The sequence below is a fragment of the Pseudomonas sp. URMO17WK12:I6 genome (assembly GCF_003253625.1).
In the GTDB taxonomy this organism is placed as follows: Bacteria; Pseudomonadota; Gammaproteobacteria; order Pseudomonadales; family Pseudomonadaceae; genus Aquipseudomonas.
In genome coordinates, this window is the sequence record NZ_QKYZ01000012.1 from 145,723 (window position 1) to 161,754 (window position 16,032).

The 16,032-nt window shown below is 60.1% G+C and carries 10 protein-coding genes, 1 other RNA gene and 1 pseudogene; 10 read left to right on the forward strand and 2 right to left on the reverse strand.

The genetic code is table 11. The features are described 5' to 3' along the window. Positions 1–2 precede the first annotated feature (2 nt). From smc to ffs, 5 genes are all read left to right on the forward strand, one after another. Positions 3–3,491: a chromosome segregation protein SMC gene (gene smc, locus F475_RS21410; RefSeq protein WP_064619151.1), complete on the forward strand. Its 3,489-nt coding sequence runs from the start codon at positions 3–5 to the stop codon at positions 3,489–3,491. Between the two features lie 258 nt (positions 3,492–3,749). Further along, positions 3,750–4,601, forward strand: a complete 852-nt coding sequence (zipA, locus tag F475_RS21415) for a cell division protein ZipA (protein ID WP_018925283.1) — start codon at positions 3,750–3,752, stop codon at positions 4,599–4,601. Between the two features lie 156 nt (positions 4,602–4,757). Beyond that, the gene (gene ligA, locus F475_RS21420) at positions 4,758–7,115 is read left to right on the forward strand and encodes an NAD-dependent DNA ligase LigA (protein ID WP_111454677.1); all 2,358 of its coding nucleotides are present in this window, start codon (positions 4,758–4,760) and stop codon (positions 7,113–7,115) included. 154 nt (positions 7,116–7,269) lie between these two features. Next, on the forward strand, positions 7,270–8,433 hold the full coding sequence (locus F475_RS21425) for a putative zinc-binding metallopeptidase (protein ID WP_111454678.1): 1,164 nt from the start codon (positions 7,270–7,272) through the stop codon (positions 8,431–8,433). A 155-nt stretch (positions 8,434–8,588) separates the two neighbouring features. Continuing rightward, positions 8,589–8,685, forward strand: an RNA gene (ffs, locus tag F475_RS21430) — signal recognition particle sRNA small type. 184 nt (positions 8,686–8,869) lie between these two features. Here the strand turns inward: ffs and F475_RS21435 are convergent. Beyond that, positions 8,870–9,184 (reverse strand): helix-turn-helix domain-containing protein, encoded by a 315-nt coding sequence (locus F475_RS21435; RefSeq protein WP_018925286.1) that lies wholly within the window; start codon positions 9,182–9,184, stop codon positions 8,870–8,872. Positions 9,185–9,592: 408 nt separating this feature from the next. On the opposite strand from F475_RS21435, the gene F475_RS21440 reads away from it, so the two are divergent. Further along, positions 9,593–11,293 (forward strand): bifunctional diguanylate cyclase/phosphodiesterase, encoded by a 1,701-nt coding sequence (locus F475_RS21440; protein ID WP_111454679.1) that lies wholly within the window; start codon positions 9,593–9,595, stop codon positions 11,291–11,293. Positions 11,294–11,323: 30 nt separating this feature from the next. Here F475_RS21440 and F475_RS21445 read toward each other — a convergent pair whose 3' ends face one another. After that, a complete protein-coding gene (locus tag F475_RS21445; protein ID WP_111454680.1) occupies positions 11,324–12,067 on the reverse strand; it encodes an ABC transporter substrate-binding protein in 744 nt (247 codons plus the stop codon). Positions 12,068–12,212: 145 nt separating this feature from the next. On the opposite strand from F475_RS21445, the gene dnaX reads away from it, so the two are divergent. The 4 genes and pseudogenes from dnaX (at position 12,213) to F475_RS21465 (ending at position 16,025) form a co-directional block, all read left to right on the forward strand. Then, positions 12,213–14,306, forward strand: a complete 2,094-nt coding sequence (gene dnaX, locus F475_RS21450; protein WP_086945128.1) for a DNA polymerase III subunit gamma/tau — start codon at positions 12,213–12,215, stop codon at positions 14,304–14,306. A 67-nt stretch (positions 14,307–14,373) separates the two neighbouring features. Continuing rightward, positions 14,374–14,712: a YbaB/EbfC family nucleoid-associated protein gene (locus F475_RS21455; RefSeq protein ID WP_018925290.1), complete on the forward strand. Its 339-nt coding sequence runs from the start codon at positions 14,374–14,376 to the stop codon at positions 14,710–14,712. Positions 14,713–14,998: 286 nt separating this feature from the next. Continuing rightward, a pseudogene (locus F475_RS31170) lies at positions 14,999–15,052 on the forward strand (hypothetical protein); the annotation flags it as partial. Beyond that, positions 15,027–16,025 carry an NADP-dependent oxidoreductase gene (locus F475_RS21465; protein WP_363319508.1) on the forward strand — a complete coding sequence of 333 codons (999 nt, stop codon included), beginning with the start codon at positions 15,027–15,029 and terminating at the stop codon, positions 16,023–16,025. The pseudogene F475_RS31170 and the gene F475_RS21465, both read left to right, overlap by 26 nt. Positions 16,026–16,032 lie beyond the last annotated feature (7 nt).

Below are 16,032 nucleotides of genomic sequence, written 5' to 3' on the forward strand. Positions count from 1 at the left end.
GCGTGCGGCTCAAGTGCATTAAACTGGCGGGGTTCAAATCCTTCGTCGACCCGACCACGGTGAACTTCCCCAGTAACATGGCGGCGGTGGTCGGTCCCAATGGCTGTGGCAAGTCGAACATCATCGACGCCGTGCGTTGGGTGATGGGCGAGAGCTCGGCCAAGAACTTGCGCGGCGAGTCGATGACCGACGTCATCTTCAACGGCTCCACCAGCCGTAAACCGGTGAGCCAGGCGAGCATCGAGCTGGTGTTCGATAACTCCGATGGCACCTTGATCGGCGAATACGCCGCCTACGCGGAAATTTCCATCCGCCGCAAAGTGACCCGCGACAGCCAGAACAGTTATTTCCTCAACGGCGCCAAATGCCGTCGTCGTGACATCACTGACATTTTCCTCGGCACCGGTCTCGGCCCGCGCAGCTATTCGATCATCGAGCAGGGGATGATCTCCAAGCTGATCGAAGCCAAGCCGGAAGACCTGCGCAACTTTATCGAAGAAGCGGCGGGCATCTCCAAGTACAAGGAGCGTCGACGCGAAACCGAAAACCGCATCCGCCGCACCCACGAAAACCTGGCCCGCCTGACCGACCTGCGCGAAGAGCTCGAGCGTCAGCTTGAACGCTTGCACCGCCAGGCCGAGGCCGCCAAGAAGTATCAGGAATACAAGGGCGAAGAGCGTCAGCTCAAGGCCCAGTTGTCGGCCCTGCGCTGGCAGGCGCTGAACGAGCAGGTTGGCCAGCGCGAAGCGATCATCGGCACCCAGGAAATCACCTTCGAAGCCCTGGTGGCCGAGCAGCGCAATGCCGACGCAGCCATCGAACGCCTGCGTGACGGGCATCACGACCTGTCCGAGCGCTTCAATCTGGTGCAGGGGCGCTTCTATTCGGTCGGCGGCGACATCGCTCGGGTCGAGCAGAGCATCCAGCACGGTCAGCAGCGCTTGCGTCAATTGCAGGACGATCTGAAAGAAGCCGAGCGCGCGCGGCTGGAAACCGAATCGCACTTGGGCCATGACCGCACCTTACTGCTGACTTTGGGCGAAGAGCTGGACATGCTCACGCCGGAACAGGAAGTCACCAGCGCCGCCGCCGAAGAGGCCGCCGCCGCACTGGAAGAATCCGAAACCACCATGCATGGCTGGCAGGAGCAGTGGGACACCTTCAACCTCACCGCCGCCGAGCCCCGTCGCCAGGCTGAAGTTCAGCAGTCGCGGATCCAGCAGCTGGAAACCAGCATGGAGCGATTGGCCGATCGTCAGAAGCGTCTGGCAGAAGAGCGCGCGTTGCTTTCGGCAGACCCGGAAGACGCGGCGATCATGGAACTCAGCGAGCAGTTGGCCGCGTCCGAGGCGACGCTGGAAGACTTGCAGGCCAGTGAAGAGGCGCAAGTCGAACGTCTTGAGCAACTGCGTCAGGAGTTGCAGCAAGCGTTGTCGGCACAGCAGCAGGCCCAAGGTGATTTGCAGCGGCTCAACGGTCGGCTGGCATCGCTGGAAGCCTTGCAGCAAGCTGCGCTCGATCCGGGCACCGGCACCGCCGAATGGCTACGTGAACAGCATCTGGCGGATCGTCCGCGTTTGGCCGAAGGCCTGAAAGTTGAAGCGGGTTGGGAGCTGGCGGTGGAAACCGTGCTCGGCGCCGACCTGCAAGCGGTGCTGGTGGACGACTTCGGTGATTTCGATCTGGCCGGGTTCGCCCAAGGCGATCTGCGCCTGCTCAGCCCGGCCAGCGATGGCGTGCGCATGCCCGGCAGTTTGCTCGACAAGGTCGAGGCGCAGATCGACCTGTCGCCTTGGCTGGGGCAGGTCAAACCGGTCGACAGCCTTGAACAGGCCTTGGCCTTGCGCGGGCAATTGGCTGCCGGCCAAAGCCTGATCAGCCGCGACGGCTACTGGGTTGGCAGGCACTTTTTACGCGTACGTCGGGCTAGCGAGGCAGAAAGCGGCGTACTCGCCCGTGGCCAGGAAATCCAACGGCTGGGCCTGGAGCGTGAAGAACGCGAAGCCACGGTTGAAACTCTGGAAACCCAACTTCAGAATCTCAGGGCGCAACAGCGTCAGCAGGAAAACGGCCGCGAACATTTGCGCCGTCTGCTGCAAGACGAAGCGCGTCAGCAGGGCGAATTGAAAGCCCAGTTGTCGGCTGGTAAAGCCAAGGTCGAACAGTTGACCCTGCGCCGCAGCCGTCTCGATGAAGAACTCACCGAGCTCGGCGAGCAGCGCGCCCTGGAACACGAAAACATCGGCGAAGCGCGCCTGCAATTGCAGGAAGCCCTCGACAGCATGGCGGTGGATACCGAGCAGCGCGAGTTGCTGCTGGCCCAGCGCGACAGCCTGCGCGAACGCCTCGACCGGGTGCGCCAGGAAGCCCGGCAGCACAAGGACCATGCGCATCAATTGGCGGTGCGCCTGGGGTCGTTGAAGGCGCAACACGATTCCACCCGTCAGGCCCTTGAGCGGCTGGAAATGCAGGCAGAGCGCCTGACCGAGAAGCGCGAACAGCTGAGCCTCAATCTGGAAGAGGGCGAGGCACCGCTGGAAGAGCTGCGGCTGAAGCTCGAAGAGTTGCTCGACAAACGCATGACCGTCGACGAAGAGCTCAAGACCGCGCAAATCGCCATGGAAGACGCCGACCGTGAACTGCGCGATGCTGAAAAGCGCCGGACTCAGGCCGAGCAGCAATCCCAGTTGATTCGCAGCCAGCTTGAACAGCAACGCATGGAATGGCAAGCGTTGACGGTGCGGCGCAAGACCTTGCAGGATCAATTGCTCGAAGATGGCTACGATCTCAATGGCGTGCTCGCCACACTGGTGGCCGGGGCCAGCGAGAAAGACGCCGAAGAAGAACTCGAGCGTATTGCCGCGCGGATTCAGCGCCTCGGCGCGATCAACCTCGCGGCCATCGACGAATACCAGCAACAATCCGAGCGTAAACGTTATCTGGATGCCCAGAACGACGATCTGGTGGAAGCACTGGACACTCTCGAGAACGTGATTCGCAAGATCGACAAGGAAACCCGAAACCGCTTCAAAGATACCTTTGATCAGATCAATGGCGGTTTACAGGCCCTTTTCCCAAAAGTTTTCGGTGGAGGCAGCGCCTATTTGGAACTGACGGGCGAAGATCTACTCGATACAGGGGTAACGATCATGGCGCGGCCGCCAGGAAAGAAGAACAGCACCATCCATTTGCTCTCCGGTGGCGAAAAAGCCCTGACCGCATTGGCCCTGGTATTTGCCATCTTCAAGTTGAATCCGGCGCCGTTCTGCATGCTCGATGAAGTTGACGCGCCATTGGATGACGCTAACGTTGGACGCTACGCACGGCTGGTCAAAGAGATGTCGCAGACGGTGCAGTTCATCTATATCACCCACAACAAGATCGCCATGGAAATGGCCGATCAATTGATGGGGGTGACGATGCATGAACCGGGTTGCTCGCGTCTGGTGGCAGTGGATGTGGAGGAGGCGATGGCCATGGTGGACGCCTGAGTCATTGCATGTAGGACAGGTAATTTTAAGCTGTAGGGCTTTTTTACCTGGCTTGACTTGCTGGCCAATCGACATATTCGCGCAAGCCATTGTGACAGACGGTGTAAAGTTATCTTTGGTCGTGCTAGTTTAATGTCAATTTTTCGTATACGTGGGCAAAACGCCTGTCAGAACATAGAGTTGGCGCCACGTTTTAAAGCGGTTTACACAATGTAAACCCCTTATTTTTCAGCATTTTTTATAGAGGCACGGGATTACATGGAAATCGGTCTGCGCGAGTGGCTGATCGTCATCGGCATTATTGTCATTGCCGGTATTCTTTTCGATGGCTGGCGTCGCATGCGCGGCGGCAAGGGAAAACTGAAATTCCGTCTTGACCGAAGTCTGTCCAACCTGCCGGACGAGGACACCAGCGCCGAGCTGTTGGGCCCGCCCCGCGTGCTGGACACCCAGAAAGAACCGCAACTGGACGAGCACGACTTGCCGTCGGTGAGCATGCCTGCCCGTGAACCGCGCGAATCGGGTTCCAAGCGCGGCAAGCGTGGCCATGGCGAGCCGTCGCAAGGCGATATGAACCTCAGCCTGGACCTGGACGGTGGCCCGAGCTTCAGCAGCCGTGACAACGATTTCCCGGATGACCGCAAGTCCGCCAGCTCACCTGAAAAAGATCAGCCACAAGCCGAAGAAGTGCTGGTGATCAGTGTGATCTGCCGCGACCCGGCCGGCTTCAAGGGCCCGGCGCTGTTGCAGAACATTCTGGAAAGCGGTCTGCGTTTCGGCGAGATGGACATTTTCCACCGCCACGAAAGCATGGCCGGTAACGGCGAAGTGCTGTTCTCGATGGCCAACGCGGTCAAGCCGGGCGTTTTCGATCTGGATGATATCGACCACTTCAGCACCCCGGCGGTGAGCTTCTTCCTCGGTCTGCCAGGCCCGCGTCATCCGAAGCAAGCCTTCGACGTGATGGTGGCGGCGGCACGCAAGCTGTCCCAGGAGCTGAACGGCGAACTGAAGGACGACCAGCGCAGCGTGCTGACCGCCCAGACGATTGAGCACTACCGTCAGCGCATCGTTGAGTTCGAACGCCGCGCATTGACCCAGAAGCGCTGAGGTCAAAGGATCGCAGCCTCGTTTCACTCGACAGCTCCTACAGGGTTCGCGATTTTCTGTAGGAGCTGTCGAGTGAAACGAGGCTGCGATCCCTTGATCTTGATGAAATGAGATTGAGCAGCCTCGGCTGCTCTTTTGCTTTATGAGAGAACACCCATGACTGCCGCCGAAACCCGCATTCTAGAGCTGCGCGCCGAGCTCGATCAGCACAACTATCGCTACCATGTGCTGGATGAGCCGAGCATTCCGGACGCCGAATACGATCGCTTGTTCCATGAACTCAAGGCGCTCGAAGCGGCCCATCCCGAACTGATCACCAGCGACTCGCCGACCCAGCGCGTCGGCAGTGCGGCGCTGTCGGCGTTCACTCAGGTGCGTCATGAAGTGCCGATGCTCAGCCTTGGCAACGCCTTCGAAGAAACCGACATGCGCGAATTCGATCGCCGGGTGACGGAAGGTCTGGACTTGCCGGTCGGCGACCTGTTCGGTGGCGGCGCAGCGGTGGAGTACAGCTGCGAACCCAAGCTCGATGGCCTGGCGGTCAGCCTGCTGTATCAGGACGGCATGCTGGTGCGCGGCGCCACTCGCGGCGATGGCACCACGGGCGAAGACATCAGCGTCAACGTGCGCACCGTGCGCAATATCCCGCTCAAGCTGCATGGCAGCGGCTGGCCGGCGACCCTGGAAGTGCGCGGCGAAGTGTTCATGTCCAAGGCCGGTTTCGAGCGGCTCAACGCCACGCAACTGGAAATGGGCGGCAAGACCTTCGCCAACCCGCGGAACGCGGCGGCAGGTAGCTTGCGGCAGCTGGATTCAAAGATCACCGCCAACCGTCCGCTGGAATTCTGCTGCTACGGCATCGGCCAGGTTTCCGCCGATATCGCCGACACGCACATTGGCAATCTGCAGCAACTCAAAGCCTGGGGTATGCCGATCAGTCATGAATTGAAATCGGCTCGTGGCATCGATGAGTGCCTGGATTACTACCGCGACATCGGCGAACGCCGCAATGCGCTGCCCTATGAAATCGACGGCGTGGTGTTCAAGGTCAACAGCATTGCCTCCCAGCGCGAGTTGGGTTTCCGTGCCCGCGAACCGCGTTGGGCCATCGCGCATAAATTCCCGGCGATGGAAGAGCTCACCGAGTTGCTCGATGTGGAGTTTCAGGTCGGTCGCACCGGTGCCGTGACGCCGGTGGCACGCTTGAAACCGGTCAAGGTCGCCGGTGTTACCGTGGCCAATGCGACGCTGCACAACATGGATGAAGTTGCGCGATTGGGGCTGATGATCGGCGACACCGTGATCATCCGTCGCGCCGGTGACGTGATTCCGCAAGTGGTGCAAGTGGTCATCGAGCGTCGTCCTGAGGATGCACGGCCGGTACAGATTCCCGAGCATTGCCCGGTCTGCGGTTCGCATGTCGAGCGTACGCAACTGGTCAAGCGCAGCAAGGGTCGCGAGACTGTCAGCGAAGGTGCGGTGTATCGCTGCGTCGGCCGTCTGGCCTGCGGTGCGCAACTCAAGCAGGCGATCATTCACTTCGTTTCACGCCGCGCCATGGACATCGAAGGGCTGGGCGAGAAGAGTGTCGAGCAACTGGTGGACGAAGGTCTGGTGAATTCGCCAGCCGATTTGTACGCATTGACCTTCGAACAAATCGTCGACCTCGAAGGCTTTGCCGAGCTGTCGAGCAAGAACCTGCTCGGCGCCATCGAAGACAGCAAGCGCCCGAGCCTGGCGCGGTTCATCTATGCCTTGGGTATCCCTGATGTCGGCGAAGAGACGGCCAAGGTGCTTGCACGGTCTCTCGGCTCGCTGGAGCGTGTTCAGCAGGCGTTGCCGCAAGTGCTCACGTACCTGCCGGATGTCGGGCTGGAAGTGGCTCACGAGATTCACAGCTTCTTTGAAGACGCGCATAACCAGCAGGTGATTGCCAATCTGTTGAAGCACGGCCTACAGATTCAGGATCAGGGGGCGTTGGGGGCTGAATTCGCTGCAAGCACCACGCTTGGCGGTTTTCTCGACAAGCTGAACATTCCTTCGGTCGGGCCGGGTGGGGCGCAGAAGCTTGCCGACAAATTCGGCTCGCTTGAAACGGTGATGAATGCTGACTGGCTGGACATGCGCCAGGCGTTGCCGGAGAAGCAGGCGACCTCGGTGCGTGAGTTTTTTGCGGTCGCAGAAAACCGTCAGCTCGCCGAGTCCGCTGAAAAGCAGCTGCGCGATTTCGGCATGCATTGGCAGAGCGAGAAAAAAGTCGTCGAAGGATTGCCGCTGGCTGGGCAGACCTGGGTGCTGACCGGTTCGCTGGAACTGATGAGTCGCGACGTTGCCAAGGACAAACTTGAAAGCCTCGGGGCCAAGGTGGCCGGTTCGGTGTCGGCCAAGACCCATTGCGTGGTCGCCGGGCCGGGCGCAGGTTCGAAGCTGGCCAAGGCCAATGAGCTGGGGTTGAAAGTGTTGGATGAAGAGGCGTTTGTCGAGTTTCTTGGCAAGCACAATATTTCGGTTTAACTGATCGTTCCCACGCTCTGCGTGGTAACGCATCCCGTGACGCTCTGCGTCACAGCGGACGCGGAGCGTCCGGGGCGGCATTCCCACGCAGAGCGTGGGAACGATCATGTCTGAGCAATGATCTAGTCTTGGCAGTCCCCAAAGAGAGATCGCCATGTACCGCTTCTTCGAACAGCTCAGTTCACGCATCGCCGCGCCCTTCATGGGTGAGCGTTCGCGCAACAGCAAGGTCTGGCATTGTCGCTGCGGGCAGTCGCTGTTCTTTCGCAACAGCCAGTGCCTGGCCTGTTCGGCGGCACTGGGCTATCAGCCGCAGCAAAGTCGCTTGTCATCGCTGCAACCCGGCCCGCAAGCGGATACCTGGTTGCTCGATGCCGACCCTGACGCCGGTATTTTCCGCCGTTGCGCCAATCTCGATTCCCCGGCTGCGTGCAACTGGTTATTGCCGGCCAATCATCACGATGGGTTGTGCATCGCCTGTAGCCTGAATCGCACCATCCCCGACCTGTCGATTCCCGAGAATCACGAACGCTGGCGCAAAGTGGAAACCGCCAAGCGTCGTCTGGTGGCGCAGTTGCTCAGCCTGGGCTTGCAGGTCATTCCCAAAACGGTGGACGAAGGGGCTGGTCTGGCCTTCGATTTCATCGGTATCGACCTCGAAGGCAAGCCGCCGACCACCGGGCACGCCAACGGCCTGATCACCCTCGATATCAAAGAAGCCGACGACGCCCACCGCGAGCAGGTTCGCGTGCAGATGCACGAACCCTATCGCACGCTGCTCGGTCACTTTCGGCACGAGACAGGGCATTACTACTGGGACCGACTGATCGCCAACAGTGCCTGGCTGGAACCGTTCCGCGGCCTGTTCGGCGACGAGCGTGCCAGCTACGCCGAGGCTCTTGAGCAGCATTATCAACAAGGTGCGCCGCTCGACTGGCAGCAACATTACGTCAGCGCCTACGCCACCATGCACCCTTGGGAAGACTGGGCGGAAACCTGGGCTCACTACCTGCACATGATGGATGCGGTGGACACCGCCCTGGGTTTTGGCATGAGTGCCCAGGAAATGGAGTTCGACTATCAGCCGTTTCCACCCAGTACGCTGTTCGACCCGCAACATCCCGGCGGGCCGGCGTTCCTGTCGTTCGTCAACGCGCGGATCGAACTGGCCGGCATGCTCAACGAGTTGTCACGCAGTATGGGCCAGCCGGACTTCTATCCGTTCGTCTTGCCGCCGGCGGTGATCGCCAGGCTGCACTTCATTCACCTGGTGATCCAGCAAGAGGGCGGCCGGGCGGATGAAGTGTTGGTGCAATAGGATCAAAAGACCGCGGCCTGGTCGCGATCTTTTGAAGGCCGGCGCATGTCCTTGAAGCAGCTCATGTTTTTTAATCCGCCCGAACGGTTGTAACTTCGTCTCAGATAGGTACAATGGCGCGGCTCGCCGTCAGGTGAGCGTCGTTATGGTGACCCCATCGGTCCCCCCGCAACGATTACCCGTGAACCTGGTCAGATCCGGAAGGAAGCAGCCACAGCGGGAACATTGTGTGCCGGGGTGTGGCTGGTGGGGTTGCCTCCATAACGCAACACGAACCCTCTCTCGTGTTTTCTATCTAAAAATACTGTTTTTCTTTACCTGCCATGGAGTTCATCCAGGGCGGCTTTTCGTCGTTTCCGAATGAAACAGCGGGATATATAAAAGGAGGCCGATCTGTCGCGTTCGACAGGTCGGCCTCCTTTTTTATTTGTTAGCATCAAGGCTTGGACAAGGCCTGGTCAACCGCTGCGATCAGCTTTCCCAGATCCTTCGGGGTGGCTTTGTGTATGACGTTGAACAGGTACGCTCGCTGTTCATCCTCGTCGCCTAGATCTGCGAAAAAGGCTTTCAGCTTCACACCCAGCACGTCGGCAAGCAGGAACAATGCTTCCACGCTGGGGGTATAGGTGCCAGTTTCGAAGCGGCTGATGGTTTTGGGGTCAAAACCGGTTTTTTCGCCGAGTTCAGCCTGAGTAAGCCCTGCGACCTTGCGGTAGCGTCGGATGGCTGGACCCAAACTTGAAATTTGCATCGCTCAATTCCCATTTAGAATCAAGAACTTAACGATAGATTTTTGCATTAGGCAACTGCATGATCCATCACCTTGCTTTGCAAAATGTGATGCATTTCGTAGAATCGCCGCTTCGGAGGGGGTTTCGGTGATCTGCTGTCTGAAGTTTAGGCGATATGAAACAGCCAGCATTGTCTTCCCTTGCCGGGTGTGCAGAGAAGTCGTTGGCGGTCTGAAACCCTCGCGAAATGTTACCAGAGTCGGTGTTGCTACCTTGCCCGAGACTAGTTGATCTTCGGCGGTCCAGGGGCCATCAAATGCTGTTCATGGAGTGATAACGTGTCTCTGCGCTGTACGTCTCAAAACATCTCTTCCGGGCATCCTGCACTGGTCGAGCGGTACCTCCGCTAGCGACAGTGAGCCTCACTCATGGATGAGAAATACCGCAGGGCCGTGGATGCCGCCGCAATTTTTTCCGAGACTGATCTCAACGGCCGGATTACTTACGTCAACGATCAATTCTGCGTCGTGTCCGGCTACAGCCGCGAGGAATTGCTGGGGCAAAACCATCGCCTGCTGAACTCCGGCCTGCATTCCGCCGATTTCTTCGCTGCCATGTGGCGCACCATTGCTCTGGGCAATGTCTGGAAGGGCGAAATCTGTAATCGCGCCAAGGATGGCAGGTTGTATTGGGTCGACAGCACAATGGTGCCGGTGCTCGACGACACCACCGGGCTCGTTGACCGATACCTGTCGATTCGTTTCGACATCAGCGAAAAACGCCAATTGCTGCAATCCCTGCAATGGCGGGTCGGGCATGACGTGCTGACCGGGCTGCCCAATCGCGCGTTCCTGTCGGATCTGCTGGATCAGGCGCTGGAGTTTTCCCGGCAGGAAAACATTCCGCTGGCAGTGTGCATGCTTGACCTCGACGGGTTCAAAGCGGTCAACGACGGCTACGGTCACGCCAGTGGCGATATGTTGCTGGTGGAAGTGGCCAAGCGTCTGCGTGACATTGTGCGTGGCGAAGATGTGGTGGCACGATTGGCCGGTGACGAGTTCGTGCTGGTGTTGCGTTACGTGCGTGATCTGCCGGAATTGCGCGCGGCGTTGAGTCGCGTGCTGGGGGCGATCTCGGCGCCTTACACATTGCACGGCAAGGACATCAATGTGTTTGCCAGTATCGGCGTCACCCTGTTTCCCCACGACAACGAAGATGCCGAAACCCTGCTGCGCCACGCCGACCAGGCAATGTATGTGGCCAAGCAGCGCGGGCGAAACCGCTTTCATCTGTTCGATGTGTCCCGGGATCAAGAGGTCAAGGCTACGCACCAGACCGTCGAGCGGGTGCGTCAGGCGCTGGTCGCCGGTGAATTTCGCCTGCACTTTCAGCCCAAGGTGAACATGCGTCGTGGCGAGGTCGTCGGTTTCGAGGCCTTGTTGCGTTGGCAGCACCCGCAAAACGGCATGGTGCCGCCCCGGGAGTTTTTGCCGCTGGTAGAGGATACCGACCTGATCATCGATATTGGCGAATGGGTGATGGACCAGGTGCTGGCGCAGTTGCACCGCTGGCAGCAAGCGGGGCAGGGCTGGCCGATCAGTATCAACATCGCGGCGCGACATTTTCAGCGCGCGGATTTCGTCGACCGGCTCAGACAGGTACTCGCTCGGCATGCTCAGGTTGCCCCGCGGATGCTCGACCTGGAAATCGTCGAGTCGGTGGCGATCGAGAATATCCAGCATGTCAGCGCCTGTTTGCAGGCCTGTCAGGCGTTGGGGGTGCAGTTTTCCCTGGGTGATTTCGGCACCGGTTATTCGTCCCTGAGTTATCTCAAGCGTTTACGCACCCAGACTATCAAGATCGACAAGTCATTTGTGCGTGACATTCTGAATGATCGGGATGACCTGGCCCTGACCACGGCGGTGATTGGCCTGGCCCGCGCATTCGGTCGGCAGGTGATTGCCGAGGGGCTGGAAAGCCTTGAGCACGGTGAGTTGTTGTTGCGGCTGGGGTGCGAAGTCGCTCAAGGCTATTTCATCGCCCGTCCGATGCCACCCTCCGAGGTGCCGGCCTGGGTGGCGGGGTTTGTCGCCCCGTCGCAATGGCAGGCACTCGATCAAATAGCCTGACTCGCTCTATATGGCAGCCTTCGGCAGCTGCTACGGGGTCTGGTTGCCGGTATAGAGCCGGATGATGTCATTGATCTCCCCCGACGTTTTCATTTGCTGCAACGTACGCAAAATGCGTTGTACCGGCACTTTGGGGTCATTGCGCACGTAACAACTGATAGGCTGTTCCTGCACCAGCGCGACACTTTTCAGTTGCTGGTCGGGCAGCAGGCGCTGGTTGAACCAGTCCAGGGTCCATTGGTTGCTCACCGCGTAGCGATAGCGTCCAGCCAGCAGCTTTTCCAGCACCTGTTCCTGATTGCGTGCGTCCTCGCGGTGCAGCCGGTCGGCGTCGAACAGCGGTTGCAGGGTCGGGTAGCTATAGCCGAGCACGGTGCCGATCGACTGTCGTGGCAGGTCCGCTGGATTGACAGAGTCGGGTGGGCCTTGCCGGCCAATCAGCATGTCGCGCTGAACCAGCAGCGGAACGCTCCAGATATAGTCGCCGGACGGGGTCGACAACCAGTCTTGTGAGACGAAACAGCGCACATCGGCTTCGCCGTGTTCCATGGCGTTCTGTACTCGCGGCCGAGGCAACACGTGAAATTGCGCCGGCGCGCCGACCTGAGTCGCCAGGCTAAGCATGATGTCGTGCAGAATGCCCTGGGTCGGCCGGTCGCGCTCGATTTGCACCAAGGGCATGGCCCAGCTGTCCGGCACGACAAAGCGCAACGGCGCTTCGGCGGCCGCGACGCTCAGGCTGACGAATAGCAGTGCCCCCAAGGCAAAGTGCATAAATGCTCCGGTACGGCTCAAGCCTGAGCTGATAAAAGCTCCTCAAAGTGCAGCTTAGCCAGAATAGACGAGCGCACCGGATGCAATTTTGGCCTTGCTCCGCTAGCATTAGCCGCTTCTGCTTCCTTCGCTGCGACGGTTTTCGATGAGTTATCAGGTTCTTGCACGTAAATGGCGTCCGCGCTCGTTCCGCGAAATGGTCGGCCAGACCCATGTGCTCAAGGCTCTGATCAATGCCTTGGACAGCCAGCGGCTGCACCACGCCTACCTGTTTACCGGTACCCGCGGGGTCGGCAAGACCACCATCGCGCGGATCATCGCCAAATGCCTGAATTGTGAAACAGGTATCACTTCGACGCCTTGTGGCGAGTGCTCGGTGTGCCGCGAAATCGATGAAGGCCGCTTCGTCGACCTGATCGAGATCGACGCCGCGAGCCGGACCAAGGTCGAAGACACCCGCGAACTGCTCGACAACGTGCAGTACGCGCCGAGCCGCGGGCGCTTCAAGGTCTACCTGATCGACGAAGTGCACATGCTTTCCAGCCATTCCTTCAATGCGCTGTTGAAAACCCTCGAAGAGCCGCCGCCCTACGTCAAGTTCATCCTGGCTACCACCGATCCGCAGAAACTTCCTGCAACGATTCTCTCGCGGTGCCTGCAGTTCTCCCTGAAGAACATGACCCCTGAGCGGGTGGTCGAGCATCTGAGCCATGTGCTGAGCGTCGAGAACGTGCCGTTCGAAGACGATGCGCTGTGGCTGCTGGGCCGCGCCGCCGACGGTTCGATGCGCGATGCCATGAGCCTGACCGACCAGGCCATCGCCTTCGGTGAAGGCAAGGTTCTGGCCGCCGACGTGCGGGCGATGCTCGGCACCCTCGATCACGGCCAGGTCTACGACGTCCTGCATGCGCTGATCGAAGGCGACGCCAAGGCATTGCTCGAAGCCGTGCGCCATCTGGCCGAGCAAGGCCCGGACTGGAACGGCGTGCTCTCGGAAATTCTCAACGTGTTGCACCGTGTTGCCATCGCCCAGGCCCTGCCTGAAGGTGTCGACAATGGCCATGGCGACCGTGATCGTGTATTGGCACTGGCCCAGGCGCTGCCGGCCGAAGATGTACAGTTCTATTACCAGATGGGCCTGATTGGTCGCCGGGATTTGCCGCTGGCACCGGATCCGCGCGGCGGCTTCGAAATGGTCCTGCTGCGAATGCTCGCATTCAGGCCAGCAGACACCGAGGACGCTCCGAGGCAACCGCTAAAGCCAGTGGGGATCAGCCAGGCCACAGTTGATTCCGCAAACTCAGTGGCTGCCGCGCCGATTGTTGCGCCGGTAGTCGCTGCGGCCGTGGTACCGGTTCCAGTGGCGCCCGTGGTTGCACCAGCACCCGCGCCTGTCCCGGCCGTTGCGCCTGAACCTGTTGCGCTGGTGGCGGTGCCTGAGCCCGAGCCTGTGGTCGAGCCTGTAGCGGTCGAAGAAGTCGTCGATCTGCCCTGGAACGATCCGGTAGAGCCCGAGGTTGTCCAGCAGCCCGCCGTCGAGCCAATGCTGGAGACGGCCGGCGAACAACCCGAATTACCACCGATGCCCATGCCGACGCCGGACAGCGTGGTGCCGGATGCGCCTGAGTGGGCCGCTGCGCCGATTCCGGAACCGTCCGTGGCCGAAGTCGATGCCGCCACGCCAGGCATCGACCTGGATGACGAGCCGCCGCTGGACGAGGATTACATCGAGCCGGACATGGATTCGGCCTACAGCTACCTCGACGATCTGGCCAGTGAGCATACCGCCGAACCTGCGGCGCAGCCCGAGCCTGAACCGGCCGCGATGCCGGCCACCGGCCTGGCCCTGCAATGGCTGGAGTTGTTCCCGAAATTGCCGGTGTCCGGCATGACCGGCAGCATCGCCGCCAACTGCACGCTGATCGCCGTCGATGGCGACAATTGGCTGTTGCATCTGGACCCGGCTCACAGCGCCCTGTTCAACGCGACGCAACAACGTCGCCTCAACGATGCGCTGAACCAGCACCACGGGCGTACGCTGACCCTGAGCATCGAGCTGATCAAGCCTGAGCAGGAAACCCCGGCCCAGGCAGCGTCCCGGCGTCGTGCCGACCGTCAGCGCGAGGCCGAGGAGTCGATCCATGGCGATCCGTTCATCCAGCAAATGATGCAGCAGTTCGGGGCGGTGGTCCGTCACGATACTATTGAACCTGTCGAAGCCCTGGTCAGTCAGGGCTAATAACTGAAGGCGCTTGGCCGCACTCGCCGGGCGCTGTTTTTATCCAAGTACTTTTGAGGTGATTCCCATGATGAAAGGTGGCATGGCCGGCCTGATGAAGCAGGCGCAGCAGATGCAGGAAAAAATGGCCAAGATGCAGGAAGAGCTGGCCAATGCCGAAGTCACCGGTAAAGCCGGTGGCGATATGGTCACCGTGGTAATGACCGGTCGTCACGACGTCAAGCGCGTGACCATCGACCCAAGCCTGGTCGAAGGCCTGAGCGAAGACGACAAAGAGATGCTGGAGGCTGTATTCGCCGCCGCCGTCAACGATGCTGTGCGCAAGATCGAAGCCAACAGCCAGGAAAAAATGGGCAGCATGACCGCTGGCATGCAACTGCCACCGGGTATGAAATTGCCATTCTGATTCGCCAGCGCGCGTCGGATGGGTTAAAAAATGCCAGGCATCGCGCCTGGCATTTTTGTTTCTGGCTGGTTTTTGCCCATCCCTGTGGCGAGGGAGCTTGCTCCCGTTGGACTGCGCAGCAGTCCCCCTCTTTTCAGGTAGAGAGGGGGGCCGCTACGCGCCCCAGCGGGAGCAAGCTCCTTCGCCACAGTGAAAAGTAGAAACATCGAACGCGCCATCCCCACAACGGTCTGCTACTTATACCGCCGAAATTCATCGATCAAGGAGACGCTCACATGCCACAAGCATTGACCCTCAACCAACGAATCGTCCTGGTGTCTCGCCCGGTGGGCGCGCCGACACCGGAGAATTTCCGCCTGGAACGGGTAGCGTTGCCGGATCTGGCCGACGGTCAGGTGCTGCTCAAGACGCTGTATCTGTCGCTGGATCCCTACATGCGCGGTCGTATGAGCGACGCGCCGTCCTACGCGGCACCGGTAGAAATCGGCGAGGTAATGACCGGTGGGGCTGTCAGTCGTGTCGAGCGTTCGCTGAATCCGAAATTCCAGGAGGGCGATCTGGTGGTCGGCGCCACGGGATGGCAGAGCCACAGCATCAGCGACGGGCGCAACATCATTCCGGTCCCGTCCGGGCTGCCAAGTCCATCGATGGCGCTGGGGGTGCTGGGCATGCCCGGCATGACCGCCTACATGGGGCTGATGGACATCGGCCAACCCAAAGAGGGCGAAACCCTGGTAGTGGCGGCCGCGTCCGGCGCGGTGGGTTCGGTGGTCGGCCAGGTGGCGAAGCTCAAAGGCCTGCGGGTGGTCGGCGTGGCCGGTGGTGCGGAAAAATGTCGCTACGTGGTCGAGGAGTTGGGCTTCGATGCCTGCATCGACCACAAGCGCCCGGACTTCGCCGACGAGTTGGCGCTGGCCTGCTTCAAAGGCGTCGACATCTACTTTGAAAACGTCGGTGGCAAGGTGTTCGATGCGGTGTTGCCGCTGCTCAACCCCAAGGCGCGGATTCCTCTTTGTGGTCTGATCGCTTCCTACAATGCCCATGAAGCCCCGAGCGGGCCGGATCGCTTGCCACAATTGCAGCGCACGCTGCTGACCAAGCGCGTGCGGATTCAGGGGTTTATTGTGTTCGACGACTACGGCGACCGTCAGCCAGAGTTCATCAGCGCCATGGCGCCTTGGGTGCGTGACGGCAAGGTGAAATTCCGTGAAGACGTGGTCGACGGCCTGGAGAACGCGCCCGAGGCATTTATTGGCCTGCTGGAAGGACGCAACTTTGGCAAACTGGTGGTGCGGGTGGCGCCGACTGAGTAATTGGCGC

What these genes read in the sequence shown, in the direction of transcription:
- zipA (WP_018925283.1), top strand. Translation starts at nt 3,750, where the DNA reads ATGGAAATCGGTCTGCGCGAGTGGCTGATCGTCATCGGCATTATTGTC.
- F475_RS21440 (WP_111454679.1), top strand. Translation starts at nt 9,593, where the DNA reads ATGGATGAGAAATACCGCAGGGCCGTGGATGCCGCCGCAATTTTTTCC.
- F475_RS21435 (WP_018925286.1), bottom strand. Translation starts at nt 9,184, where the DNA reads ATGCAAATTTCAAGTTTGGGTCCAGCCATCCGACGCTACCGCAAGGTC.
- F475_RS21425 (WP_111454678.1), top strand. Translation starts at nt 7,270, where the DNA reads ATGTACCGCTTCTTCGAACAGCTCAGTTCACGCATCGCCGCGCCCTTC.
- ligA (WP_111454677.1), top strand. Translation starts at nt 4,758, where the DNA reads ATGACTGCCGCCGAAACCCGCATTCTAGAGCTGCGCGCCGAGCTCGAT.
- F475_RS21445 (WP_111454680.1), bottom strand. Translation starts at nt 12,067, where the DNA reads ATGCACTTTGCCTTGGGGGCACTGCTATTCGTCAGCCTGAGCGTCGCG.
- F475_RS21455 (WP_018925290.1), top strand. Translation starts at nt 14,374, where the DNA reads ATGATGAAAGGTGGCATGGCCGGCCTGATGAAGCAGGCGCAGCAGATG.
- dnaX (WP_086945128.1), top strand. Translation starts at nt 12,213, where the DNA reads ATGAGTTATCAGGTTCTTGCACGTAAATGGCGTCCGCGCTCGTTCCGC.